Origin of the sequence: Nonomuraea sp. NPDC005501, from assembly GCF_040605905.1 — a bacterium.
In the GTDB taxonomy this organism is placed as follows: Bacteria; Actinomycetota; Actinomycetes; order Streptosporangiales; family Streptosporangiaceae; genus Nonomuraea.
Genome location: NZ_JBEXDT010000027.1, coordinates 56496 through 81297, shown reverse-complemented (window position 1 = coordinate 81297; position 24802 = coordinate 56496). Strand labels below are relative to the sequence as shown.

General features: G+C 74.6%; 27 protein-coding genes. 15 read left to right on the top strand and 12 right to left on the bottom strand.

All coding sequences use genetic code 11. The features are described 5' to 3' along the window. Both ABZS51_RS16130 and ABZS51_RS16125 read right to left on the bottom strand, forming a co-directional pair. A partial coding sequence (locus tag ABZS51_RS16130) for a CbiX/SirB N-terminal domain-containing protein (RefSeq protein WP_355440975.1) occupies positions 1-471 on the bottom strand: 471 nt, incomplete at its 3' end. Beyond that, the gene (locus ABZS51_RS16125) at positions 468-1637 is read right to left on the bottom strand and encodes a uroporphyrinogen-III synthase (RefSeq protein WP_355440972.1); all 1170 of its coding nucleotides are present in this window, start codon (positions 1635-1637) and stop codon (positions 468-470) included. The genes ABZS51_RS16130 and ABZS51_RS16125, both read right to left, overlap by 4 nt. 296 nt (positions 1638-1933) lie before the next feature. Between ABZS51_RS16125 and ABZS51_RS16120 the strand changes: the two genes are divergently transcribed. Continuing rightward, on the top strand, positions 1934-2419 hold the full coding sequence (locus ABZS51_RS16120; RefSeq protein WP_355440969.1) for a peptide deformylase: 486 nt from the start codon (positions 1934-1936) through the stop codon (positions 2417-2419). Here ABZS51_RS16120 and ABZS51_RS16115 read toward each other — a convergent pair. From ABZS51_RS16115 to ABZS51_RS16105, 3 genes are read right to left on the bottom strand one after another with little or no spacing between them, the layout of a single operon-like run. Further along, positions 2355-2639, bottom strand: a complete 285-nt coding sequence (locus ABZS51_RS16115; protein ID WP_310709023.1) for a WhiB family transcriptional regulator — start codon at positions 2637-2639, stop codon at positions 2355-2357. The genes ABZS51_RS16120 and ABZS51_RS16115 overlap by 65 nt on opposite strands. A gap of 30 nt (positions 2640-2669) precedes the next feature. Then, positions 2670-3593 carry a glycosyltransferase gene (locus tag ABZS51_RS16110; protein WP_355440965.1) on the bottom strand — a complete coding sequence of 308 codons (924 nt, stop codon included), beginning with the start codon at positions 3591-3593 and terminating at the stop codon, positions 2670-2672. Beyond that, complete coding sequence (locus ABZS51_RS16105; RefSeq protein WP_355440962.1) at positions 3590-4183, bottom strand: HAD-IIIA family hydrolase; 594 nt, start codon at positions 4181-4183, stop codon at positions 3590-3592. Before ABZS51_RS16105 ends, ABZS51_RS16110 begins: the two co-directional genes overlap by 4 nt. A 172-nt stretch (positions 4184-4355) precedes the next feature. Here ABZS51_RS16105 and ABZS51_RS16100 point away from each other — a divergent pair, with 172 nt between their 5' ends. From ABZS51_RS16100 to ABZS51_RS16055, 10 genes are all read left to right on the top strand, one after another. Beyond that, positions 4356-5987: a carbamoyltransferase C-terminal domain-containing protein gene (locus ABZS51_RS16100; protein WP_355440959.1), complete on the top strand. Its 1632-nt coding sequence runs from the start codon at positions 4356-4358 to the stop codon at positions 5985-5987. A 5-nt stretch (positions 5988-5992) separates the two neighbouring features. Beyond that, the gene (locus tag ABZS51_RS16095; RefSeq protein ID WP_355440986.1) at positions 5993-6937 is read left to right on the top strand and encodes a glycosyltransferase; all 945 of its coding nucleotides are present in this window, start codon (positions 5993-5995) and stop codon (positions 6935-6937) included. Further along, positions 6934-7947, top strand: a complete 1014-nt coding sequence (locus ABZS51_RS16090; protein ID WP_355440956.1) for a glycosyltransferase family 9 protein — start codon at positions 6934-6936, stop codon at positions 7945-7947. Before ABZS51_RS16095 ends, ABZS51_RS16090 begins: the two co-directional genes overlap by 4 nt. Continuing rightward, positions 7944-9176: a glycosyltransferase gene (locus tag ABZS51_RS16085; protein WP_355440952.1), complete on the top strand. Its 1233-nt coding sequence runs from the start codon at positions 7944-7946 to the stop codon at positions 9174-9176. The genes ABZS51_RS16090 and ABZS51_RS16085 overlap by 4 nt, the downstream gene beginning before the upstream one ends. Before the next feature lie 3 nt (positions 9177-9179). Then, the gene (locus ABZS51_RS16080; protein ID WP_355440949.1) at positions 9180-9728 is read left to right on the top strand and encodes an SIS domain-containing protein; all 549 of its coding nucleotides are present in this window, start codon (positions 9180-9182) and stop codon (positions 9726-9728) included. Beyond that, positions 9725-11059 (top strand): PfkB family carbohydrate kinase, encoded by a 1335-nt coding sequence (locus ABZS51_RS16075; protein WP_355440946.1) that lies wholly within the window; start codon positions 9725-9727, stop codon positions 11057-11059. The genes ABZS51_RS16080 and ABZS51_RS16075 overlap by 4 nt, the downstream gene beginning before the upstream one ends. A 73-nt stretch (positions 11060-11132) precedes the next feature. Then, complete coding sequence (locus ABZS51_RS16070) at positions 11133-11807, top strand: SDR family oxidoreductase (RefSeq protein WP_310709014.1); 675 nt, start codon at positions 11133-11135, stop codon at positions 11805-11807. Beyond that, entirely contained in the window at positions 11798-12682 is an 885-nt protein-coding gene (locus tag ABZS51_RS16065; protein ID WP_355440942.1) for a glycosyltransferase family 9 protein, read from the top strand. Before ABZS51_RS16070 ends, ABZS51_RS16065 begins: the two co-directional genes overlap by 10 nt. Then, the gene (locus ABZS51_RS16060) at positions 12679-13641 is read left to right on the top strand and encodes a UDP-glucuronic acid decarboxylase family protein (RefSeq protein ID WP_355440939.1); all 963 of its coding nucleotides are present in this window, start codon (positions 12679-12681) and stop codon (positions 13639-13641) included. The genes ABZS51_RS16065 and ABZS51_RS16060 overlap by 4 nt, the downstream gene beginning before the upstream one ends. 29 nt (positions 13642-13670) lie before the next feature. Beyond that, on the top strand, positions 13671-14210 hold the full coding sequence (locus ABZS51_RS16055) for an isochorismatase family cysteine hydrolase (RefSeq protein ID WP_355440936.1): 540 nt from the start codon (positions 13671-13673) through the stop codon (positions 14208-14210). Between the two features lie 30 nt (positions 14211-14240). On the opposite strand, the gene mshC is transcribed toward ABZS51_RS16055, so the two are convergent. The 5 genes from mshC to ABZS51_RS16030 are packed head-to-tail and all read right to left on the bottom strand — an operon-like array spanning position 14241 to position 18202. Continuing rightward, positions 14241-15464, bottom strand: coding sequence for a cysteine--1-D-myo-inosityl 2-amino-2-deoxy-alpha-D-glucopyranoside ligase (mshC, locus tag ABZS51_RS16050; RefSeq protein WP_355440934.1), 1224 nt, complete (start codon positions 15462-15464; stop codon positions 14241-14243). Between the two features lie 10 nt (positions 15465-15474). Continuing rightward, on the bottom strand, positions 15475-16173 hold the full coding sequence (locus tag ABZS51_RS16045; protein WP_355440931.1) for an NRDE family protein: 699 nt from the start codon (positions 16171-16173) through the stop codon (positions 15475-15477). A 23-nt stretch (positions 16174-16196) separates the two neighbouring features. Continuing rightward, positions 16197-16961 (bottom strand): SCO1664 family protein, encoded by a 765-nt coding sequence (locus ABZS51_RS16040; RefSeq protein ID WP_310709008.1) that lies wholly within the window; start codon positions 16959-16961, stop codon positions 16197-16199. Next, complete coding sequence (locus tag ABZS51_RS16035; RefSeq protein WP_310709007.1) at positions 16958-17506, bottom strand: DUF3090 domain-containing protein; 549 nt, start codon at positions 17504-17506, stop codon at positions 16958-16960. The genes ABZS51_RS16040 and ABZS51_RS16035 overlap by 4 nt, the downstream gene beginning before the upstream one ends. 9 nt (positions 17507-17515) lie before the next feature. Continuing rightward, positions 17516-18202: a histidine phosphatase family protein gene (locus ABZS51_RS16030; protein WP_355440928.1), complete on the bottom strand. Its 687-nt coding sequence runs from the start codon at positions 18200-18202 to the stop codon at positions 17516-17518. A gap of 64 nt (positions 18203-18266) precedes the next feature. Between ABZS51_RS16030 and ABZS51_RS16025 the strand changes: the two genes are divergently transcribed. Both ABZS51_RS16025 and ABZS51_RS16020 read left to right on the top strand, forming a co-directional pair. Beyond that, a complete protein-coding gene (locus ABZS51_RS16025) occupies positions 18267-19214 on the top strand; it encodes an aldo/keto reductase (protein ID WP_355440925.1) in 948 nt (315 codons plus the stop codon). Positions 19215-19346: 132 nt separating this feature from the next. Continuing rightward, positions 19347-20240: a hypothetical protein gene (locus tag ABZS51_RS16020; protein ID WP_355440922.1), complete on the top strand. Its 894-nt coding sequence runs from the start codon at positions 19347-19349 to the stop codon at positions 20238-20240. A 73-nt stretch (positions 20241-20313) separates the two neighbouring features. On the opposite strand, the gene fabI is transcribed toward ABZS51_RS16020, so the two are convergent. Together fabI and fabG are read right to left on the bottom strand one after the other, a co-directional pair. Beyond that, positions 20314-21078 carry an enoyl-ACP reductase FabI gene (gene fabI / locus ABZS51_RS16015; RefSeq protein WP_310709003.1) on the bottom strand — a complete coding sequence of 255 codons (765 nt, stop codon included), beginning with the start codon at positions 21076-21078 and terminating at the stop codon, positions 20314-20316. A 1-nt stretch (position 21079) separates the two neighbouring features. Beyond that, positions 21080-21775: a 3-oxoacyl-ACP reductase FabG gene (gene fabG / locus ABZS51_RS16010; protein WP_355440918.1), complete on the bottom strand. Its 696-nt coding sequence runs from the start codon at positions 21773-21775 to the stop codon at positions 21080-21082. A gap of 77 nt (positions 21776-21852) precedes the next feature. Between fabG and ABZS51_RS16005 the strand changes: the two genes are divergently transcribed. Together ABZS51_RS16005 and ABZS51_RS16000 are read left to right on the top strand one after the other, a co-directional pair. After that, positions 21853-23349: a TldD/PmbA family protein gene (locus ABZS51_RS16005; protein WP_310709001.1), complete on the top strand. Its 1497-nt coding sequence runs from the start codon at positions 21853-21855 to the stop codon at positions 23347-23349. A gap of 32 nt (positions 23350-23381) precedes the next feature. Next, entirely contained in the window at positions 23382-24737 is a 1356-nt protein-coding gene (locus ABZS51_RS16000; RefSeq protein WP_355440984.1) for a metallopeptidase TldD-related protein, read from the top strand. Positions 24738-24802: the final 65 nt, after the last annotated feature.

The following is a 24802-nucleotide window of genomic DNA, read 5'->3' as shown; positions in this document are numbered from 1 at the left end:
CGCGCCGAGGACGACCGCGTCGGTGCGGCGCAGCCCCGCGCGGGTGAGCGAGCGGGTCAGCGCGGAGGTGAGCAGCCCGTGGGGGCCGAGCGGCGCCGCCATGAGCGCCCCCGGCCGGTGCTCGGCGAGCACGGCGGGCAGGTCGACGTGGACGTGGTAGCCGCCGGCGAGCAGCAGGGGCGCCACGACCACCGGCCCGGGGACGGCCGGCAGGACGTCGCGCAGCAGCGGGCCGCTGATCTCCAGGTAGGCCAGCTCGACGCGGCGCCCCGGCCGTCGCCGGCGGACGGCGGCGGCCAGCTCGGCGAGGGTGCGCTCCCCCTCGGCGCTGCGCGTGCCGTGCGCCGCCAGCACCAGCGTGGGCGCGCCGCCCCGGGTCAGCGTCGGGGGGAGCCCCCGGGACGGCCCTTTCGACAGCGCCCGGGACGGATGCGGAGACGGGCTCCGGGGCGGGCCCGGACGCACGCTCACTGGTGGGCCTCGTGGGTGCAGGCCAGGCGGTAGCCGCGCTTGACCACCGTCTCGACGATGCCGCCCGGCCCGAGCGCGCGCCGCAGCCGGGTGATCGCCATCTCGACCGCGTGCTCGGCCGAGTCGCGGGCCAGGCTGCCGGGCAGCACCGTGCGCAGCTCCGTACGGGACACCACGTGGCCCGGCTTGTCGGCCAGCCGCTTGAGCACGGCCATCGGCGCGGGCGGCAACGGCCGCAGCTCGCCGTCCACGACGACGGCGTGGCCGCGGATCTCCAGGTGGTGCCCGCCGGCGAGGACGCGGGTGACGCCGTGCTCGGGCAGGTGCCGGGCCAGGGCGCGGGCGAGCGCGCCGAGCCGGGAGCGTTCCGGCTGGAGGGTGGGGATGCCGCGGGAGACGAGCGGGTCGGCGGTGACGGGGCCGACGCAGGCGGCGACGACCCGGTCGCCGAAGGCGGCCAGCAGCGACTCCTCCTGCCCTTCGGCGCGGGCGGCGGCGAGCATGGCGTGCACGGCGGGCGCGCTGGTGAAGGCGACGGCGTCGACGGCTCCGGAGATCGTCTGGGTGATGAGGCGGCGCAGGGGCGAGGGGTCGCGGTAGGGCAGCCACCGGTAGACGGGGATCTCGATCACCTCGGCGCCGGCCGCGCGCAGGTCGGCGACGAAGTCGGCCAGCGGCTCGCCGTGGAGCTGCACCGCGATGCGCCGGCCCCGCAGGTCCTGGGCGAGCAGGTGCTCCTTGACCTCCTGGCAGGAGTCGGTGGCGGGCGTCCAGTGGTCGTCCAGGCCGGCGGCGCGGACCGCTCCCCTGGCCTTGGGGCCGCGGGTGAGCAGGCGGGCGCGGGCGAGCCGGGCGACGAGGTCGCCGGACAGGCCCCAGCCCTCGGCGGCGGCCACCCAGCCCCGGAACCCCACGCCGGTGGTGACCACCACGTCGTCGAGGGGTCCTTCCAGGCTGAGGCGGGTGGCGGCCAGCAGGTCGGAGTCCTCGGCGAGCGGCACGAGGCGGATCGCCGGCGCGCTCACCACGCGGGCGCCTCTCCGTTCGAGCAACGCGCCGAACTCCTCCCGCCGGCGGGTCGCGGTGACGCCGACGGTGAAGCCGGACAGGGCGTTGGGAGCCGTCTCGTGGGTACGCGACGGGTCCTCGTCGGGGAGCGCGCTCACGCGGACACCTCCTGATGGATCGGGGGAGCCGGCGGGCCCGGCCGGGCCCCGAGCACCCGGCCGGGCATCACAGGCACGTGAGCCAGAAGTGAGATCACGCGGTCCATGGTGCTTTCGTGCCGTTTCGCCGCTGGGTCCCTTCTGTTACCGCTGTGCTACAAGCGCCCCGGAAACCGTGCGCGGCGAGAACGGCAGGCAGTTGTCACCGCGGTGCCACATCCGCCGCCGTCCGGGATTGATCGCGAGCGGGCGCGGGAAGCCCTCCGGGTGACCAAGCGACCTTTCGGGGAGGTTCGGTGACGGTCCGGCCCATCCACCTGTTCGACGACCCGGTGCTGCGCTCGGTGGCGGCGCCGGTGCGCGACTTCGACCGCGAGCTGCGCGGCGTGGTCAAGGCGCTGATCGCGACGATGCGCGGCGGCCCGGGGCGCGCGGGGCTGGCGGCGCCCCAGATCGGGGTGCCGCTGCGGGTGGTCGCCTACGCGTACGAGGGCCGGTCAGGCCACCTCGTCAACCCCCGCCTGGAGCTGTCGGAACGACGCGTGACGGCGGACGAGGCCTGCCTGTCGGCGCCGGGGGTGTGGTGGCCGCTGGAGCGCTCCTACATGGTGGTCGCGCGCGGCCGTGACATGTTCGGCAAGCCCGCGACGGTACGGGCGCTGGGCGTGCTGGCGAGGGTGCTGCAGCACGAGGTGGACCATCTGGACGGCGTGCTGTTCAGCGATCACCTGGAAGCAGGCGAGCGGGAACGGTTTCTGGCCGTCGCACGACCATCGGGATGAGGGAGCGGCGCTGGTCGGGGTCGGTGCCGCCCCAGACGCCGTTGACCTGGCGGGTGTCGATCGCGTAGTCCAGGCAGGGCTGGCGCACCGGGCATCCCCGGCACACCGACTTGGCCTGCTCCACCTGCTCACGGCCCGGCCCCTCCATCGTGATCGGGAAGAACAGTTCCGGGTCCATGGCCTGGCAGGCGGCCCTGCGTGACCAGTCGAGCATCATCATGCTCAGGGCGCCTACCCCTTTCCCCGCGGGTCACACCACTTCGTCGAGCAGCCTGTCCCAGTCGGCGAGGAACCGGCCGAGCCCGTAGCGGGTCAGGGCCGCGGCGCGGGCGGCCTTCCCGGCCTGGGCGGCCCGCTCCGGATCGGCGGCGAACTCCTTCAGCGCTCCGACCAGCACGTCCGTCCTGGTGGAGATGACGCCCGCCTCCGGCGGGACGGCCTCGACGGCCTCGGTGGCGGCCAGCGCCACGACCGGCATGCCGATCGTCATCGCCTCGATGAGGGCCAGCCCGAGCGAGGTCCACCGGTACGGGTGCAGGTAGACGCGCCGCCGGGCCAGCTCCCGGTGCATGAGGTGCTGCGGCAGGTCCTCGTACGTCCCGTACGGCAGTTCGCTGACCTTCATGCCGAACACGTCGAGCGGCACGGCCTCGTGGAAGCGGGGCAGCAGGTCGGTGCCGGCGACGCGGGTGCGCCGCACCGGCTCGTTGACCACGACGCCGGCCCGGGGCAGCTCGCCGGTGCAGAGGTGGCCGGGGTCGGGGACGCCGTGCTCGATCACCCGGGTGGGGGCCCTGCCGTTGTCCCAGTACAGCTCGTTGAAGTGGGTCACGTGGACGAGCGTGACGTCGTCCCGGCCGGCGAGCGGGTGGCGGGTGCGGGGCACGTCGCCCGCGGGCGTGTTGTGCTCGACGTAGACGCCGGGCAGGTCGCGGCCGAGCCACTCGCGGGCCAGGTCGAGGTCGCGGGGGCGCTGGTAGACGACGGCGTCGATCGGCTCGTGGCGCAGCCGGTCCCAGCTGACCTCGCGGGCGCTCCCGGGCCAGTCGTAGGTGTCGGCGCGGCCCCGGCCGTCGGGGCCGCGACCGGGGACGAGCGGCAGGACGTACTCGTGCGGCCCGCGGACGAACGCGCTGGTCCACGCGCCGTGGACGTGCCACAGGAGGATCCTCACCAGCGGCTCCAGCCGAGCACGCGGGCCCGGCGCGAGTGCCCGGCTGGGACGGGGGCGGCCTCCAGGTCGCCGAGCAGCCGGTCGGTCACCTCGGTGAGGTCGGCGGCCACCTCGGCGGCCTCCAGGACCTCCTGGTGCAGCGTCTGCGGCGTGGGCACGAGGATGCCGCGGGCGCCCGCCGCGCGCGCCGCCTCCATGTCCCTGCCGATGTCGCCGACCACCACGCAGTCGCGCGGGCTCACGTCCAGCACGGCCGCGGCCCTGATGACCAGGCCCGGCGCGGGCTTGCGGCAGGTGCAGCAGTCGCCGTCGTCGTGGACGCAGATCGCCCACGCGTCGAACGGCCCCATGAGCTCCTCGACCCGGGCGTTGACCTGCCCCATCTCGTCGGGCGTGATGAGCCCCTTGGCCACCCCGGACTGGTTGGTCACCACGGCCACCGGGATCTCCGCGCGCCGCAGGCGTGACAGCGCCTCGACCGCCCCCGGCATCGGCTGCACCTTGCCGGGGTCTCCGTTGTACGGGATGTCCCTGATCAGGGTCCCGTCGCGGTCGAAGAGCACGGCCCCGGGACCTCGCTGTACGAACACCACTCACCTCCGTCACGCCGGCCGGTCAGCTACCCGGAGAGGTCCCCCACAAACAACTACCGAGCGTGACCAATCGCAGGGCCCGCAGGCTGTTTTCGCACCTCCACGCGATGCCGCATGTTTGAGAGTCGCTTCTCTCGGTAGCGGTTCTCCATCCGGTGGGAGGAGCCAGATGAGATTTCTCGGCATCAACGCGATCTTTCACGACCCCGCCGCGGCGGTCGTCGCCGACGGCCGCATCGTCGCCGCCGCGGAGGAGGAGCGGTTCAGCCGCCGCAAGCACGGCAAGCGGCCGCTCGCCTTCTCGGCCTGGGAGCTGCCGGAGCTGGCGGCCGCCTGGTGCCTGACCGAGGCCGGGCTGTCCCCCGAGGATCTCGACGCGGTCGCCTACTCCTACGATCCGTCCCTGGTCGTCCAGCGTCCCGAGGGCGACTGGGAGGACCTGCGCACGAAGTACGCGGTGCGCGCGCCGAACTTCCTGGCCACGGCCCTGCCGGGCCTGGACCCGGCGCGGGTGCGCTTCGTCCCGCACCACGTGGCGCACGCCGCCTCGGCGGGGCTGGCCGCGCCGTTCCGGGACTGCGCGGTGCTCGTGTGCGACGGCCGCGGCGAGAACGTCTCCCACCTGGCGGGCCGCTACCGCGACGGCGAGCTGGAGGTGCTCGCCGCGCAGGAGCTGCCGCACTCGCTCGGGCTGATGTACGAGGACGTGACCCAGCACCTGGGCTTCCTGCGCTCCAGCGACGAGTACAAGGTCATGGCGCTGGCCTCCTACGGCCGGCCGCGGCACCTGGAGTCGCTGCGCGAGCTGATCCGCACCACGGAGGACGGCGGGTTCCGGGTCGAGCCGATCGACTGGAACTCCTACGCCAAGGCCCTGTCCAGGGGCTCGCCGTGGACGCCGGACCACGCCGACCTCGCCGCGAGCGTGCAGGCGCGGCTGGAGGAGGTGCTGCTGGAGCTGGCCCGCTGGCTGCACGAGCGCACCGGGGAGCGGCGCCTGGCGCTGGCCGGCGGGGTGGCGCTCAACTGCGTCGCCAACACCCGCCTGCTGGACGAGGGGCCGTTCGAGGAGGTGTGGGTGCAGCCCGCCGCGGGCGACTCCGGCACCGCGCTGGGCGGCGCCCTGCACCTGGCGCAGGCGTACGGCGAGCGGGCCACGCCCATGATCGGCGCCGACCTGGGTCGCGGCTTCACCGACGAGGAGCTGGGCGCCTGGCTGGACGTGGCGCAGGTGCCGTATACGCGGCCGGCCGACCTGGCCGACGCGGTGGCGGCCGAGCTGGCCGCCGACCGGATCGTCGCCTGGTTCCAGGGCCGCTCCGAGTACGGCCCGCGGGCGCTCGGCCGGCGCTCGCTGCTCGCCCACCCGGGGCACGCCCGCAACACCGAGCGGCTCAACGACGTCAAGGGCCGCGAGCAGTTCCGGCCGATCGCGCCGATGGTGCTGGAGTCGCGGGCCCGCGACATCTTCACGCGGGGGCCGGTGCCCTCGCCGTACATGCTGTTCGTGCACGAGGTCGACCCGGTGTGGCGGGAGCGGATCCCGGCCGTGGTGCACGTGGACGGGACGGCGCGGGTGCAGACGGTGTCGCCGCGCTCGGAGCCGCTGCTGGCCCGGATGCTGTCGTCGTTCGAGGCCCGCACCGGGCTTCCGGTCGTGGTCAACACGAGCCTCAACACCGCCGGGCGGCCCATGGTGGACGACCCGCGCGACGCGCTGGAGTGCTTCGGCTCCTCGCCGGTGGACGTGCTCGCCCTCGGGCCGTACCTGGTGCGGCGGCGGGAGGTGTTCGCTCAGTGATCACGATGGTGGTCCCCACGGTGGGGCGGCCGAGCCTGCGCGCGACGCTCGCGGCGCTCGGGCCGGACGTGCCGGTGATCGTGGTGGACGATCGGCCGGCCGGACATGACGGGGCGCCGCTGGTGACACCCGGGCACGTGAAGGTCGTGCGGTCCGGCGGGCGGGGGCCCGCCGCCGCGCGCAACGCGGGCTGGCGGGCGGCCTCGACGCCGTGGGTGGCCTTCCTCGACGACGACGTGGTGCCGGGGCCCGGCTGGTACGAGGCGCTGTGGAAGGACCTGGCCGGGCTGTCGCCGCCGGTCGCGGGCAGCCAGGGGCGGATCAGGGTGCCGCTGCCCGCCGGCCGGAGACCGACCGACGCCGAGCGGAACACGGCGGGCCTGGCCGGGGCGCTGTGGATCACCGCCGACATCGCCTACCGGCGGGCCGCGCTGGAGGAGGTCGGCGGGTTCGACGAGCGCTTCCCCCGGGCCTACCGCGAGGACGCGGACCTGGCGCTGCGGCTGACCAACCGGGGGCACCTGCTGGTGCGGGGCGAGCGGGTGACCGTGCACCCGGTGCGCGACGACGGGTTCTGGGCCAGCGTGCGCTTCCAGCGGGGCAACGCCGACGACGCGCTGATGCGGCGCCTGCACGGGCCGGGGTGGCGGGAGGCGATCGGCGGGGCGCGGGGACGGCTGCGCCGCCACGCCGCGGCCACGGCCCTCGGTCTGGCCGCCGCGGGCCTCGGCGTGGCCCGGCTGCTGGGCGCCCGCCGGCCGGACACCGCCTTGCCGGCGGCGGTGGCGGGCGCGGGGTGGGCGGCGTTGACCGCCGAGTTCGCCTGGGCGCGCATCGCGCCCGGCCCGCGGACGCCGCGCGAGGTGCTGCGGATGGCCGTCACCAGCGTGCTGATCCCGCCGGTCGCCTGCGCGCACCGGCTGCGGGGGGAATGGAAGGTGCGGCGATGAGCGGACGGGTGCTCGTGGCGCGGCTGGACGACGCCGGGGACGTGCTGCTGGCCGGCCCCGCCGTCCGGGCCGTGAGCGCGCACGCGCGCGAGGTGACCGTGCTCGCCGGGCCGCGCGGCCGGGCCGCGGCCGAGCTGCTGCCCGGCGTGGACCGGGTGATCGTGTGGCAGGCGCCGTGGATCGACCACCGGCCGCCGCCCGTGTCCCCGGAGGACGTGGACGACCTGCTCGGCCGGATCGGCGGCGTCGACGAGGCGGTGATCCTCACCTCGTTCCACCAGTCGGCGCTGCCGCTGGCGCTGCTGCTGCGGCTGGCCGGGGTGGGCCGGATCTGCGCCATCAGCAACGACTACCCCGGCTCGCTGCTCGACGTGCGGCACGTCGTCGACGAGGGGCTGGACGTCCCGGAGGCGGAGCGGATGCTCGCCGTTGCCCGCGCCGCCGGCTTCGACCTGCCGCCCGGCGACGACGGCCGGCTCGCCGTCCGCCGCCCGCTGCCGGACGTGTCCCGCTTCGGCCTGGGTCCCGGCCCGTACGTCGTCGTGCACCCCGGGACGTCGGCGCCCGCCCGGACCTGGCCGCCCGACCGCAACCGCGAGGCGGTGCGGGAGCTGGCCGACGACGGCCACCGGATCGTCGTCACCGGCATGGAGCGTGAGCTGACCGCCCATGTCGCGGGCGGGGCCCCCGAGGCGGCCGTGGACCTCGGCGGCGCGACCACGCTGGCGGAGCTCGCGGCCGTCATCGAGGGCGCCGCCGTGCTCGTCGCCGGCAACACCGGCCCCGCCCACCTGGCGGCGGCGGTCGGCACGCCGGTCGTCAGCCTGTTCGCCCCGGTCGTCCCGGCGGCGCGGTGGGCCCCGTACCGGGTCCCCACGGTCCTGCTCGGCGACCAGGGGGCACCATGCCGGGACTCCCGGGCGCGCGTGTGCCCGGTGCCCGGCCATCCCTGTCTGGCGCAGGTGACCAGTGAGCAGGTCGTCAAGGCAGTGAGGGAGCTGAACCAGTGAGAATCGCCCTGGTCTCGGAGCACGCGGACCCGCTCGCGGCCATCGGCGGCGTCGACGCCGGCGGGCAGAACGTCTACGTCGCCGCCCTGGCCGCCGCCCTCGGGGCGCGCGGCCACGAGGTGGTCGTCCACACCCGGCGCTGGGGGCCGGACCAGCCGGACCGCGTCGTGATCGCTCGGGGCGTGTGCCTGGAGTACGTCACCGCGGGCCCGGCCGCGCCGGTCCCGAAGGACGAGCTGCCGCCGTACATGCCGGAGTTCACCGCGCGCCTGGCGGCGCGATGGGAGGAGGAGCCGCCCGACGTCATCCACGCGCACTTCTGGATGAGCGGGCAGGCCTCGCTGCGGGCCGCCGGGAACGTGCCGGTGGTGCACACCTTCCACGCGCTCGGCACCGTCAAGCGGCGCTGGCAGGGCGCCGCCGACACCAGCCCGGCCCACCGCGTGGACACCGAGCGGCAGATCGGCCGCAGCGCCGACGCCGTGCTCGCGACCTGCCGCGACGAGGTGAACGAGCTGCGCGCGATGGGCGTGCCCGAGCAGCGGATCGCGATCGTGCCGTGCGGCGTGGACACCGGCACGTTCCGTCCCGACGGCCCGTCGGCGCCACCCTCCGGCGCCTCCTGGGCCTGGGACGGCGCGGGAGCCCCGGGCGGCGGGCGGATGGCGCGGGTGCTCAGCATCGGCCGGCTGGTGCCGCGCAAGGGCGTGGACACCGTCGTGCAGGCCATGCGGCTGCTGCCGCGCGCCGAGCTGGTGATCGCCGGCGGGCGCGTGGACGACGAGGAGGCGGTACGGCTGCGCGACCTGGCCGACGGGTGCGGCCTCGGCGACCGGGTGCGGGTCGTCGGCAGCGTCCCGCGCGATGAGGTGCCCGCGCTCATGCGCTCGGCCGACGTGCTGGTGACGGTGCCGTGGTACGAGCCGTTCGGGATGGCGCCGGTCGAGGCGATGGCGTGCGGCGTGCCGGTGATCGCCTCGGCCGTCGGCGGCCACCTCGACACCGTCGCCGGATGCGGTTTGCTCGTGCCGCCCCGCCGCCCGCGTGCCCTGGCCAGGGCGCTCAAGGACGTGCTGGCGGATCCGGCCCGGCGCCGCGCGATGGGCGCGGCCGGGGCGCGCCGGGCGCGCGAACGGTACGGCTGGCCGCGCGTCGCCGAGCGCACGGAGACCGTGTACACGCAGGTCATCGACGGCAGGCTGTGCCGTCTCACGGCGCTGGGAGGGTGAGCCATGGACGCGCATCTGCAGAAGCTGTGCGCCACCCTGGCGCGCGTCGACGGCCACACGGCCGTCGTCCGCGCGTGGGGCGGCAAGCTGGCCGGGGTGCTGAGCTCCGGCGGCAGGCTGCTGGCCTGCGGCAACGGCGGCTCGGCGGCCGAGGCGCAGCACCTGACGGCCGAGCTGGTGGGCCGCTTCCGTGCCGACCGCCCGCCGTACGCGGCGATCCCGCTGCACGCCGACACCTCGTCGCTGACGGCGATCGTGAACGACTACGGCGCCGAGGAGGCGTACGCGCGGCAGGTGCGCGCCCACGGCCGCGAGGGCGACGTGCTCGTGTGCCTGTCCACCAGCGGCGGCAGCGCGAACGTGCTGGCCGCCGCCAAGGCCGCCCGCGAGTGCGGGATGCTCGCCTGGGCGCTGACCGGGCCCGGCCCCAACCCGCTGGCGGGACTGTGCGACGAGGCCGTCACCGTGCCCGCCGAGGAGACGGCGACGGTCCAGGAGGTGCATCTCGCCCTCATCCACCTGCTCTGCGACGCGGTCGAGGAGGCGCTGTGAGCGGTCCGCTCGTCGTCATCGGCGACACCCTGCTGGACGTGGACGTCGAGGGCGTGGCGGACCGGTTGTGCCCGGACGCGCCCGTCCCCGTGGTCGACGTCGAGGCCGAGCACTCCCGGCCGGGAGGAGCCGGCCTGGCGGCGCTGCTGGCCGCCCGCGACGGCGCCGACGTGGTGCTCGTCACCGCGATCGGCGACGACCAGGACGGGCGGCGCCTGTGCGGGCTGCTGGCCGGCGAGGTGGAGCTGGTGCGGCTGCCGCTGCGCGGCGGCACCGTGCGCAAGACCCGCGTCCGGGCGCGGGGGCAGACGCTGGTGCGCGTCGACTCCGGCGACGGCAGGGCCCGGCACGCGGCGGGCGAGGAGGTCGCCGCGGCGCTGCGCCAGGCCGGGGCCGTGCTCGTGTCCGACTACGGCCGGGGCGTCGCCCGGGCGGTGCGCGAGGCCCTGCGCGGGCTGGATGTGCCGCTCGTGTGGGACCCGCACCCGCTCGGCCAGGAGCCGGTGCCCGGGTGCGCGCTGCTGACGCCCAGCGAGGCCGAGGCCCGCCTCATGTGCGACGTCCCGTACGAGGGCCCCGACCAGGCGGCCCGCCACCTCATGCGCTCGCTGCGGGCGCGGGCCGTGGCCGTCACGCTCGGCGTGCGCGGCGCGGCGCTGGCCCGCCAGGGCGGCGTGCTCACCCAGGTGCCGGCGCCGGTGTCCGCCTCCGGGCAGGACGTGTGCGGCGCCGGGGACCGGCTGGCCGCCGCCTCCGCGCTCGCGCTGCGCGACGGCTCCGGCGTGGAGGAGGCGGTCACCATCGGCGTGGGCGAGGCGTCGCGCTTCGTCGAGCGGGGTGGCGCCGCCTCCATCCGCACCCAGGAGCAGGAGCTCGGCGACCGGCCGCGCACCGCGCTGGAGGTGGCCGAGCTGACCCGCGCGTACGGCGGGCGGCTCATCGCCACCGGCGGCTGCTTCGACCTGCTGCACGCCGGCCACGTCAGCCTGCTGCGGCGGGCCCGCGCGCTCGGCGACGCCCTGGTGGTGTGCGTCAACTCCGACGACTCCGTCCGCCGGCTCAAGGGCCCGACCCGGCCCATCGTGGACGTCCGCGACCGGGTCGAGGTGCTGCGGGCGCTGGCCTGCGTGGACGCGGTGCTGGTGTTCGACGAGGACACCCCGGCCGCGGCCATCGAGCGGCTCAGGCCGGACGTGTGGGTCAAGGGCGGCGACTACGAGGGCGACGTGCTGCCCGAGGCCGAGATCCTCGACCGGCTCGGCGCCGAGATCGTCGTCCTCAGCAGCCTGCCGGGCCGCTCCACGACCAACCTCATCAGGGAGATCCGCTGAGCCGCGCCGGCCGGGCTCCCGCGGTGCGCGGAAGCCGTACCGCCACGAGAAACCGCCACGAGAAGGAGAGCACATGAACGTCCTCATCACCGGAGGGGCCTCGGGCCTGGGCCTGGCCACCGCCGAGGCCGTGGCCAAGGAGGGCTGGCGGCCGCTGGTCGCCGACGTGCGCGAGCCCGGGCAGGGCGTCGATCACGTGGTCGCCGACCTGTCCGACCGGGCCGAGGCCGAGCGGGCCGTGCGCGAGCTGGCCGAGCGGGCCGGCGGGCTCGACGCCGTGGTCACCGCCGCGGGCGTCGACGCCTGCGGGCGGCTGGAGGACGTGGCCGCCGACGACTGGGACCGCGTGATCATGGTCAACCTGCTGGGCACCGCCTCGGTCGTGCGCGCGGCGCTGCCGTACCTGAGGACGTCGCGCGGCAAGGTCGTCACCTGCGCCTCCACGCTGGGGCTGCGGCCGCTCAGCGACGCCACCGCGTACTGCGCGTCGAAGTTCGGCGTGGTGGGCTTCACCCGGGCGCTGGCCGTCGAGCTGGCCGGGCAGGTGGGCGTGACGCTCCTGGTGCCCGGCGGCATGCGGACCGCGTTCTTCGACGGCCGGCCGGAGCAGTACAAACCCGGTCCCGACGCGGGCCTGAACGATCCGGCCGACGTGGCGCGGACCATCGTGTTCGCGCTCGGGCAGCCCGCCGGGTGCGAGGTCAGGGAACTGGTCGTGTGCCCCTCGACGGAGACGTCATGGCCCTAGAACTCGTCGCGCTGCGCGGGCTCGGCCTGGGCGACCTGCTCACGGCCGTGCCCGCGCTGCGCGCGCTGCGCCAGGAGTTCCCCGTCCACCGGATCACGCTCGCGGCGCCGGCCGCGCTGCGGCCGCTCATCCCGCTGACCGGGGCCGTCGACGACCTGATCGACGTGCGGGGTCCCGGCCCGGTGCCGGTCGAACGGCCCGACGTGGCCATCAACCTGCACGGCAAGGGCCCGCAGAGCGTCGAGGCGCTGCGCCGTACCCGGCCCGGGCGGCTGCTGAGCCACACCGACGGCCCGCCGTGGCGGGAGGGCGTGCACGAGGTGCGGCGCTGGTGCGACATGCTGGAGTGGTACGGCGTCAAGACCGACCCGTCGGACCTGACGCTGGGCGTGTCGGACCGGACCGGGCCCGTGGTCGTCCACCCGGGCGCCGCCTTCCCGTCGCGCCGCTGGCCGCCCGAGCGGTTCGCGCAGGTGGCCGCGGCCCTGGAGGGCTCCGTGGGCCAGGTCGTCGTCACCGGCAACGCCGAGGAGGAGGCCATCGCCACGCGCGTGGCGGAGCTGGCCGGGCTGCCCGCCGGGCGGGTGCTCGCCGGCCGCACCGACCTGGCCGGGCTGATCGACCTGGTGGGCCGGGCCCGGCTCGTCGTGTGCGGCGACACGGGCGTGGGGCACCTGGCGACCGCGTTCTGCGTGCCGTCGGTGGTGCTGTTCGGGCCGGTGCCGCCCGCATGGTGGGGGCCGCCGCCCGGCTGGCGGCACGTCGCGCTGTGGGCCGGGCTGGCCGGCGACCCGCACGGCGACCGGGTCGACCCCGGCCTGCTGCGGATCGAAGTCTCCGAAGTCGTCGAGGCCGTGATGGAGGTCACCTCATGAGGGCTCTGGTTACCGGTGGAGCCGGTTTTCTCGGCTCCCACCTGTGCGAACGCCTGCTCGGCCAGGGAGCCGAGGTCATCTGCATGGACAGCTTCCTCACCGGCGGGCCGCGCAACGTCGAGCATCTGATCGATCGCCCCCAGTTCCGCATCATCGAGTGCGACCTGACCGGGTACGTCCACGTGCCCGACCGGCTGGACCTGGTGCTGCACTTCGCCTCGGCCGCCTCCCCCGCCGACTACCTCCGCTACCCCATCGAGACGCTGCGGGTGGGCAGCGTCGGCACGCTGCACGCGCTGGGGCTCGCACGGGAGAAGGGCGCCCGGTTCGTCCTGGCCTCCACCAGCGAGGTGTACGGCGACCCGCTGGAACACCCGCAGAAGGAGACGTACTGGGGCAACGTCAACCCGGTCGGGCCGCGCAGCGTGTACGACGAGGCCAAGCGCTTCGCCGAGTCGCTGACGACCGCCTACCGGCACTCCCGTGACACCGACACCGGCATCGTGCGGATCTTCAACACGTACGGCCCGCGCATGCGGCCCTTCGACGGCCGGGCGATCCCGACCTTCATCCGGCAGGCGCTGCTGGGCGAGCCGATCACGATCACCGGCGACGGCGGGCAGACCCGGTCCGTCTGCTACGTCGACGACACGGTCACGGGCGTCCTGGCCATGGCCGGGAGCGACTTCGCCGGCCCGGTGAACATCGGCAACCCCGGCGAGCTGACCATGCTGGAGCTGGCCACGCTGATCAAGGAGCTGACCGGGTCGTCGTCGCCGATCGAGTTCATCGAACGGCCGGCCGACGACCCGATGGTGCGCCGGCCGGACACGACGCTGGCGGCCGAGCGGCTCGGCTGGCGGGCCGCGGTGCCCGCCGCGGAGGGGCTGCGCCGGACCATCGACTGGTTCGCCGCCGAGCTGGCGGGCCACGGCAAGCTGGAGCGGCTGGGCGCCTGAGCGTGGCGTCGGGGGGTGGTGGTCCGAGGATGCCGGGAATCGCGATGATCGTGCTCGACATGCTGAACCCGTACGAGCACGAGGACGCCGACCGGCTCGTGCACGGGGTGGAGCCGATCGTGCCCAAGCTCGCCGAGCTGGCGGGGCGGGCGCACCGGCGCGACGACGTGGAGCTGATCTACGTCAACGACAACTACGGCGACTTCGCCGCCACCCGGGAGGATCTCGTGACGCGGGCGCTGAAGGGGCGCCGGCCCGACCTGGTGCGGCCGATCGTGCCGCCGAGGGACTGCGCGTTCCTGGCCAAGGTCCGCCACAGCGCCTTCTACGGCACCGCCCTGGAGCACATGCTGCGGCAGCGCGGGATCGGCACCGTGCTGCTGGCCGGGCAGGTGACCGAGCAGTGCGTCCTCTACAGCGCGCTGGACGCGTACGTGCGGGAGTTCGACGTGGTGGTGCCGCCCGACTGCGTGGCGCCGGTCCACGGGGATCTCGGCCGGGCCGCGCTGCGCATGATGGAGCGCAACATGTCGGCCGAGATCATCCCGTCACGCCGTCTCCTGGTGTGAGGCATCCCCGTCCGAGCCGGAGCGCCTCCGCTAGAGGGCGACGCCGAGCAGGGCGTCGGACAGGTCGCGGACCAGGGCCGGCGCTCCGGCGTCGGCCCCCTCCCCCGCGAGCGCCCGCTCGGCCCAGGCGTCGATGGCGGCCAGCGCGCCCGGCGCGTCGAGGTCGTCGGCGAGCCGCTCCCGCACCAGCGCCAGCAGCTCGTCGGCGGGCGGCCCCGACGGCAGCGCCGCCGCCTCGCGCCAGCGGGCCAGCCGCCGCTCCGCCCGCTCCATCAGCTCCGGGGTGTACTCCCAGTCGGCGCGGTAGTGGTGGGCCAGCAGGACCAGCCGGACCGCCATCGGGTCGTGCTCCCGGCGCAGCCGCGACACGAACACAAGGTTGCCCTTGGACTTCGACATCTTCTCGCCGTCGAGGGCGACCATGCCGGCGTGGGTGTAGAACTTGGCGAAGGGCCACTCGCCGGTCGCCGCGTGCCCCTCCGAGGCGCCGCACTCGTGGTGCGGGAAGATCAGGTCCGTGCCGCCGCCGGCCACGTCGTAGCCGGCGCCCAGGTGGTCGAGCGCGATCGCGGTGCACTCGATGTGCCAGCCGGGCCGGCCCCGGCCCAGCGGCGAGTCCCACGCCGGCTCGCCCGGCCGCTCGGCCCGCCACAGCAACCAGTCGAGGGGGTGGCGCTTGCCCGGCCGGTCGGGGTCACCGCCCCGCTCGCCGAACAGCTCCAGCATCTCGTTCTCGCCGTACCCGGACACCTGACCGAACTTGGGGGCGTCGGCCGAGCTGAAGTAGACGTCGCCGTCCAGCTCGTAGGTGACGCCCTTGGCGGACAGGGACGCGATCAGCTCGGCGACGCGGCCGACGACCTCGGTGACGCCCACGTACTCGCGTGGCGGCACGATGCGCAGCGCCTCCATGTCCGTGCGGAACAGCTCGATCTCCCGCTCGGCCAGGTCCTGCCAGGCGATGCCGGTCTGCTCGGCGCGCTCCAGGAGCGGGTCGTCGACGTCGGTGGTGTTCTGCGTGTAGTGGACGTCGTGGCCGCCGTCGCGCCACACGCGGCCGACCAGGTCGAAGGCGTGGTAGGTGTTGGCGTGACCGAGATGGGTGGCGTCGTAGGGGGTGATGCCGCACACGTACATCCGGGCCGTGGGGCCGGGATCGGTAGGGCGGACCTGCCCGGTGGCCGTGTCGTGGAGCCGCAGCGGGACGCTCTGACCGGGCAGCTTGGGGACGTTCGGGGCGGACCACGATCTCATAGCTTCGAGCCTATCTGTCCCGTTCGGCGGTCAAGTCCGTGAAGTCGTACGTCACATCTCCGGCGGCCAGCGTGACCCGCATGGCCGACAGCGACGTGAGGATCTTGCCCTCGGGCGTCTCGTGGCGGACCAGGAGCGACTCGGGGTCGGCGGACGGCGCCTCCTCCCCCGGGACGCGCCAGTCACCGGCCCGGAAGCGCGGCAGGTTGGCGACGACGCGGGGATGGGCGGGGTCGAGTCCCGCCGCGTTGACGATCATGTTGGTGCCGTCGGGCACGCGGGTGACGGTCAGCCGCTCGCCGTCCCAGCCGGCCAGCCGCGCTCCCGGCGGTTCGACGAGGAGGAGGAAGAAGGGGTCGTACACGGTGAGGTCCGCCTCGGACAGGCTCACCTCCGCGGGGACGTCCGCACGGGGCGGGTCGCCCGGCAGGGTGCCGGTGGCGGCGGCGCGCAGGGCCAGGTCGCCGCGGGAGACCCGGGTGGCCTCGGCAGCCGTGACGCCGCAGCCGTTGAGCAGGGCGGCCGCGCGGTGGGCCGTGGGGTGGAGCGCCAGCCAGGTGCCGCCCGCCTTGAGGTCGCGACCGCCGATCACGCCGGGGTAGCGGTCGGGCCAGTGCTCGCCCGGCCCCTCCCAGGGCCGGTCGGCGTACTCGTCGCGCACGAACAGGAGGGTCAGTGGCCACCCTGTCTTCACGATCACGGTGCACATGAGGCAAAGAGTAGTGAACGCCGCTAGATGGGCGGCCAGGGGATGGCGGGCCAGTCCTCCGACGGCGACGGGTGGACGCCGGTGTCGAGCAGCCGCCTGACCCGCTGCCAGGTCGCCTCCACCTCGGCCGGCGTGAGCAGCTCCCGCAGCCGGCGCCCGAGCGCGCCCGCCTCCAGGTCGCGCTCCAGCTTGGCCAGCACGGCGACGGCCTCGCGCGCCAGCGGCTTGCCGCGCCACTGCCACAGCACGGTGCGCAGTTTGTCCTCGGCGGCGAAGCAGACGCCGTGGTCGACGCCGTACACGTGGCCGGTGGGCAGCGGCAGCAGGTGGCCGCCCTTGCGGTCGGCGTTGTTGACCACGGCGTCGAACACCGCCATCCGCCGCACCACCGGGTTGCGGCTGCGCACCAGCCGCATCAGGTCGATCTCGCGCTCGGTGTCGATCCAGAGCTGGCACATGCCGGGGCCGAACGGCCCGTCGCGGTAGACGGTCGGCGGCACGATCTGCCAGCCGGTCGCCTGGGACACCTCGAAGGCCGCCACCTCGCGGGCCGCGAGGGTGCCGTCGGGGAAGTCCCACAGCGGGCGCTCCCCGCGTACGGGCTTGTAGACGCAGGCGACGGTCTGCCCGGCGAGCGTGACGGAGCAGTAGAGCGTCAGGTTGGTCGCCTCGACCAGGCGCCCCACCACGTCGAGGCGCCCGTCACGGAGGAGCTTCAGCGCGCTCTCCTCGTCCATGACCGGCGTGTGCGAGTGCCTGACGGCGGGCTCGCTCTCCGGGGCGCTCATGAGGCCGCCTCACCCCCGCGGTAGCCGTTGAGCCGGACACAGATGTGCCCCTCGGCGTCGAGGGGCTGGCCGCACAGGGGACAGGGTGGCCTCCCCGCGGCGACGAGCCGCAGGGCGCGCGCGGTGAAGGCCCGCGCGGCCCCGGCGCTGATGTGGACCCGCAGCACCGCGGGATCGGGCACGTCGAGGTCCTCCTCTTCGACCATCTCCTGCGCCTCGATCACCACCTGCGAGGTCTCGGGGTCCCAGGCGAGCGCCATGGTGCCCACCCGGAAGTCCTCGGAGAGCGGAACGTCGAGGGGGTCGTCGTCGGCGAGGTCGGCGGGTGCGAGGGCCGGCACGTGCGCGGTGCCCCCGCTGCGCCGCAGCACCTCGTCGAGCAGCTCGTCGAGCCTGCCCGCGAGCGCGGCGACCTGGAGCTTCTCCAGCGCGACCGTGGTCAGTCTGCCCTCGGCTCTGGCCTGCAGAAAGAAGGCTCGGGCGCCCGGTTGCCCCAGGGCACCGGCCACGAACCTCTCTGGTGGGTCGTAGTCGAAGACCGGCATAGCCTGACCTTACGTGGTCCCGGGTCCGCCGCCGACGGCGGCATCGCTCCCGGTGATGTTTTCTCCCCCGTCTTTCTCCTCCGAATCCTCGGGGAGCCGCAATTCCCCCATATCGTTAAGCCTGAGGAGAAAGGGACGCAAGGGGGTATATCGAATCACAGTGAGCGCGGCCGGATCAGCGGTTATCCGCTGGAACTGGTCGAGGTGGAGGCCCAGCGCGTCAGCCACGATCGCCTTGATCACGTCGCCGTGGCTGCACACGAGGTAGACGGCCTTCTCCCCCAGGCGCGCGTTCCACTCCCGCACCGCCGCCACCGCCCGGTGCTGCACGTCGGCCAGCGGCTCCCCGTCGGGGAAGACGGCCGCGCTCGGGTGGGCCTGCACGACCCGCCACAACGGCTCCTTGGCCAGCTCCTCCAGCGGGCGGCCGGTCCACGTGCCGTAGCCGCACTCCACGAACCGGTCGTCGGTCTTCACGGCCGTCGCGCGGTCGGCGGCCACGGCCGTCGCGGTCTCCACGCACCGCTCCAGCGGGCTGGAGACCACCGCGTCCAGGCGCACGCCCGCGATGCGGCCGGCCAGCGCCTCGGCCTGCCGCCGGCCCTCGTCGCTCAGGTGGACCCCCGGGGTGCGGCCGGCCAGGACGGGCCCCGTGAGGGCGGTGAGGCCGTGGCGGGCCAGAAGCAGCGTGGTCACGAACCAAGTGTCGCAGGCCGGGATCACGGTTTTTCCCCGGCCCGGACGGTAACCTGGCGGGATCATGCAGCAGCGCTATGTCGGCCGTAGCGGCCTGTCGGTGTCCCGGGTGGGGCTCGGCACGATGACCTGGGGGCGTGACACCGACGCCGACGAGGCCTCGGCACAGCTCCGCACCTTCATGGACGCGGGGGGCACGCTCGTCGACACGGCCGACGTCTACACCGGCGGCGACGCCGAGCGGCTGCTCGGCCGGCTGGTGCGCGACACGGTGCCGCGCTCCGAGCTGGTGATCTCCACCAAGGCCGTGGTGACGCCGCTCGGCCGCCGGCCCCGCGACGCCTCCCGCCGTCACCTCGTGGCCGCCGTGGACGAGTCACTGGCCCGGCTCGGCGTCGACTACGTCGACCTGTGGCAGCTCCACACCTACGACGAGGAGGTGCCGCTGGAGGAGACCCTCGCCGCGCTCGACGCGATCGTCTCCTCCGGCCGGGCCGTCTACGCGGGGGTGTGCGACTACACCGGCTGGCAGCTCGCCGCCGCGGGCGTCGCCCAGCGCTCCATCCCGGGGCGCGTGCCGATCACCTCCGCCCAGGCCGAGTACTCCCTGCTGGCCCGCGAACCCGAGCGGGAGCTGCTGCCGGCCGCCGACCACGTGGGCGCCGGGGTGCTGGCCTGGTCGCCGCTGGGGCGGGGGGTGCTGACCGGCAAGTACCGCACCGGCATCCCGGCCGACTCGCGGGCCGCGACGCCGCACTTCGCCGACTTCGTCCGGCCGTACCTGGACGAGCGCAGCCGGCGGGTGGTGGAGTCGGTCATGACGGCCGCCGACGGGCTCGGCGTGTCGCCGCTGGCCGTGGCGCTGTCGTGGGTGCGCGACCAGCCCGGGGTGGCCTCGGCGATCGTGGGGGCCCGCACCCGGGCGCAGCTGGCCGGGATACTGGCGGCGGAGGAGGTCGTGCTGCCCCGCGAGATCCGCGAGGCCCTGGACGACGTCTCGTCCCTGGACTGACCGGCTGAACGGGAGTCGGGCTCGCGTATCACTAGTCGATACCGAATCGCAACTTTGGCGGAAAACACCTGCGTCTCGGCGGCGATGTCCGTAAAGATTTCAATCCAAGGCGATGCGGGAGGGGACGGACCGATGGGGAGCAGGACCGTGACGGCGGCCGGTGTCCTGGCGACGGCACTGGCGGCGACCGCGGTCACCGTGGCCCTCACGGTCACGCTCGCGGGGCCGGCCGCCGCGGACGACTGCCCCCAGGGGGGCGGCTTACTCGGCGGCGTGACCGGCACGCTCTGCGACACGGTGGGCAAGGTCACCGACACCGTCGACACCGTGACCGGAGGCAGGGCGAAGGGCCTGACCGACACGGTGGACGACACCACGGGCAAGGTGCTCGGCAAGGTCGGCGAGGCCGTGCCAACGGCCAGGCCGGGCCAGGCCAGGAAGGCCGACCCGGAGCCGTCCGCCACCACCACGCTGCTGCCCGAGAAGCTGGCGGACGTCTGCCTGCCGGTGCTGGCCTGCGACGACCAGAGCGTCCACGACGACGGCGTGACGCCCGCGCCGCGCGCCACCGAACAGCCGCCCGCCGAACGGCGCACCGGGCAGCCGGAGCAGCCGACGCGCTCCGGTACGGCCCGCCAGCGCAAGGACGACAAGCAGCACGCCGCGGTGCCCACGGCCGCGCCCACCCGCTCCGCGAGGCAGCCGGAGAGCCAGCCGTACCTGATGGACACCCGGGAGGAGCGGGTCGGCGAGGAGCCGGAGGCCGACCCCGACGAGGCCCGCATCGACCTGCTGTGGCCGCAGCCCCTCGTGCGCGAGCTGACGGCGCCGATGCGCGACCAGCAGGTGGTACGGCCCAGCACCCCGGCCTCGGACGTGCTGGGCACGGCGCTGACGATCGCGCTGCTGCTGTCGGCGGTGGCGGCCACGCGGGTGGTGCAGCAGCGGCGGCAGCGGGCGGACCGGGCCGACTCGATCCCGTTCGAGCCGTCGACGGCCGCCAACGGCCGCCACCGCCTGGCCTGACGCGGGACCGGCCCGAGGACGAGCCGGCCTGGACAGGGGCCTGTCCGGCGGGGGCGGCCCGATTAAGGGGCGGTCAGGCGCCGATCGCGTGGACGCCGCCGTCGACGTGGACGATCTCGCCCGTCGTCGCCGGGAACCAGTCGGACATCAGCGCGACGCACGCCTTGGCCGCCGGCACCGTGTCGCCCAGGTCCCAGCCGAGCGGCGCCTTCTCCGGCCAGCTGTCCTCGAACTCCTTGAAGCCGGGGATCGACTTGGCCGCCATCGTCCGCAGCGGCCCGGCCGCGACGAGGTTGACCCGGATGCCCTGCTTGCCGAGGTCGCGGGCCAGGTAGCGGGAGGCGGACTCCAGACCGGCCTTGGCCACGCCCATCCAGTCGTAGACGGGCCACGCCTTGGTGGCGTCGAAGTCGAGGCCGACGACCGCGCCGCCCTCCTTCATCAGCGGCAGGCAGGCGACCGCCAGCGACTTGAACGAGTACGTGGACACGTGCAGGGCGGTGGAGACGTCCTCCCACGTGGTGTTGAGGAAGTTGCCGCCGAGCGCGGTCTGCGGGGCGAAGCCGATGGAGTGCACGACGCCGTCGAGCCCGTCGACGTGCTCGCCGACCCGGTCGGCCAGGGTGTCGAGGTGCTCGGTGCTCTGCACGTCGAGCTCCAGCACCGGGGCGGGGTGCGGCAGCCGCTTGGCGATGCGCTCGACCAGGCTGAGCCGGCCGAAGCCGGTGAGCACCACCGTGGCGCCCTCCTCCTGGGCCAGCTTGGCCACCGAGAACGCGATGGAGGCGTCGGTCAGGACCCCCGTCACGAGGATCCGCTTGCCTTCGAGAATGCCCACGTCAGTGCCCCATTCCAAGTCCGCCGTCGACGGGGATCACGGCCCCGGTGATGTAGGAGGCGTCGTCGCTCGCCAGGAAGCGGACGACGCGCGCGACCTCGCCCGGCGACGCCTGCCGCCCGAGCGGGATGTTCTTGACGATGGCCTCCTCGTCCAGGCCGGCCGTCATGTCGGTCCGCACGAAGCCGGGCGCGACCACGTTGACCGTGATGCCGCGCGAGCCGTACTCGCGGGCCATGGACCGGCCGAACCCGATGAGCCCGGCCTTGGAGGCGGCGTAGTTGGTCTGGCCGGCGGAGCCGGACAGGGCGACGACGGAGGAGACGAGGATGACGCGCCCGCGCTTGAGCTTCATCATCGGCCGGATGGCCCGCTTGGCGACCCGGTAGGCGCCGGTCAGGTTGGCGTCGATGACGTCGGTGAAGGTGTCCTCCTTCATCATCGCCAGCAGGGTGTCCTTGGTGATGCCGGCGTTGGCCACCAGCACCTCGACGGGCCCGTGCTCGGCCTCCACCTTGTCGAAGGCGGCCTCGACGTCGGCCATGACGGTCACGTCGCACCGGACGCCGAACAGCCCCTCCGGGGGCTCCCCCGAGCGGTAGGTGACCGCGACGGCGTCGCCGGCCGCGGCGAGTTCTCGGGCGATCGCGAGGCCGATGCCGCGATTGCCCCCGGTGACGAGTACAGAGCGTGCCATGGGACCTGACGCTATCTCCTACCGGCTGGTATGCGCTTGTCCGGGGCAGACAAGATCACAGGGTTAGGATCGTGGACATGCGCCAGATGGACCCCGATTTCCTGGAGCTGCCGCTGCGGCAGCTGGCGGACGCCGCCCTGCAACGCGCCCGCGACCTGGGTGCCGAGCACGCCGACTTCCGGCTCGAACGCGTCAGGGCCGAGTCAATGAGCCTCTACGACGCCCGGCTCGAAGGCGCGATGGACGCCGACGACCTGGGCTACGCCGTGCGTGTCGTCAAGGGCGGCACGTGGGGCTTCGCCTCCGGCATCCTCCTCACCCCGGAGGCGGCCGCGGCGGTGGCCGAGCAGGCGGTGCGCGTGGCGGAGGTGAGCGCGCCGATCAACAGGGAGCCGATCGAGCTGGCGCCCGAGCCCGCCCACCGCGAGGTGACGTGGGTCTCCTCGTACGAGGTGGACCCGTTCACGGTGCCGTCGGCCGACAAGGTCGCGCTGCTGGCCGACTGGTCGGCGGAGCTGCTGAAGGGGGCCGACCACGTCTCGGCCCGGCTGCTCCAGGTCAAGGAGCAGAAGTTCTACGCCGACTCGGCCGGCACGGTCACCACGCAGCAGCGGGTGCGCCTGCATCCCGTCCTCAACGCGATGAAGGCCGCGGGCGGCGGCTTCGACGACATGTCGACGATCGCGCCGCCGGTCGGCCGGGGCTACGAGTACCTGACCGGCACCGGCTGGGACTGGGCGGCCGAGCTGGCGCAGCTTCCCGAGCTGCTGGCGGAGAAGCTGGCCGCGCCGTCGGTCGAGGCGGGCGAGCACGACCTGGTGATCGACCCGTCCAACCTGTGGCTGACGATCCACGAGTCGATCGGCCACGCCACGGAGCTGGACCGGGCGCTCGGCTACGAGGCGGCCTACGCGGGCACCAGCTTCGCCACGTTCGACCAGCTCGGGGAGCTGGTGTACGGGTCGCCGGTCATGAACGTGACCGGCGACCGCACGGTCGAGCACGGCCTGGCCACGGTCGGCTACGACGACGAGGGCGTGCAGGGGCAGTCGTTCGACATCGTGCGCGACGGGATCCTGGTCGGCTACCAGCTCGACCGGCGGATGGCGCTGATGAAGGGGTTCGGCCGCTCCAACGGCTGCGCCTTCGCCGACTCGCCCGGCCACATGCCGATCCAGCGCATGGCGAACGTCTCGCTCGCCCCGGCCCCGGACGGACCGTCCACGGAGGAGCTGATCGCGGGCGTGGAGCACGGCCTCTACATCGTGGGCGACAAGAGCTGGTCGATCGACATGCAGCGCTACAACTTCCAGTTCACCGGGCAGCGGGCCTACCGCATCGTCGGCGGCCGGCTGGCCGGGCAGGTGCGCGACTTCGCCTACCAGGCGACGACGACCGACTTCTGGCAGTCCATGGAGGCGGTGGGCGGGCCGGGGACGTACGTGCTCGGCGGCGCCTTCAACTGCGGCAAGGGCCAGCCGGGGCAGGTCGCCCCGGTCAGCCACGGATGCCCCTCGGCGCTGTTCCGGGGCGTGCGGATCCTCAACACCGTGCAGGAGGGTGGCAAGAAGTGAGCGAGCGCATCACCGGCGGTTCGCCGCAGGACATGGTGGAGCGGGCCCTGGAGCTGTCGGGGGCCGACGGCTGCATGGTGCTCGCCGACGAGAGCTCCACCGCCAACCTGCGCTTCGCGGGCAACACCCTCACCACCAACGGCGTCGCCCACTCGTCGCGGCTGACCGTGATCTCCGTCGTGGGCGAGGGCGTCGGCGTGGTGTCCCGCGCCGCCGTACGGCCCGGCCAGCTCGCCGACGTGGTGGCGGCGGCCGACCGGGCGGCGCGCGAGGCCCGGCCGGCCGAGGACGCCCGGCCGCTGGTCGAGGGGGTGCCGGCCAGCCCGTCGTGGGGTGAGCCGGTGGCGCCCACGGACATCGGGGTGTTCGAGGGGTTCGCGCCGGCGCTGGGCGAGGCGTTCGCCGCCGCCGAGTCGGGCGGCAGGAAGCTGTACGGCTTCGCCGAGCACTCCCGTACGACGACGTTCCTGGGCACGTCGGCGGGGCTGCGGCTGCGCCACGACCAGCCGTCGGGCCGGCTGGAGCTGAACGCCAAGTCGGCCGACCTGAAGCGGTCGGCGTGGACGGGCGTGGCGACGCGCGACTTCTCCGACGTGGACGTGACGGGGCTCGACTCGTCGCTGGCCCGGCGGCTCGAATGGGCCAAGAACCGGATCGACCTGCCGGCGGGCCGTTACGAGACGCTGCTGCCGCCGAGCGCCGTGTCCGACCTCATGATCTACATGTACTGGTCGGCGGGCGCCAGGGACGCGCTCGACGGCCGCTCGGTGTTCTCCAGGCCGGGCGGCGGCACCCGGGTGGGCGAGCGGCTGGCCGAGCTGCCGATCACGCTGGCGGGCGACCCGTCGGCGCCGGGGCTGGAGTGCGCGCCGTTCGTGGTGGCGCACGGGCCGAGCCGCGAGGCGTCGGTGTTCGACAACGGCCTGCCGCTGGAGCCCACCGCGTGGCTGCGGGACGGGCGGCTGGAGGCGCTGCCGCAGACCCGCTACTCCGCGCAGCTCAGCGACATGCCGGTGACGCCGTCGATCGGCAACCTGATCATGACCGGTGGCGAGGGCGGCCGGTCGCTGGAGGAGATGATCGCCTCCACGCGGCGCGGCCTGCTGCTGACCTGCCTGTGGTACATCCGCGAGGTGGACCCGCAGTCGCTGCTCGTGACGGGGCTGACCCGTGACGGCGTCTACCTCGTCGAGGACGGCGAGGTCGTGGGCGAGGTGAACAACTTCCGGTTCAACGAGAGCCCGGTGGACCTGCTCGGCCGCGTGTCGGAGGTGGGATCGAGCGGGCAGACGCTGCCCCGGGAGTGGAACGACTACTGGACCCGGGCGGTCATGCCGGCCTTGCGGGTGCCCGACTTCAACATGTCGACGGTCAGCCAGGCGAGCTGACCCGCCGGCCCGCGCCCGCCTCCCCCGGCGGGCGCGGCCGTCGCCGTGCGACGTCGCCCGTGCGA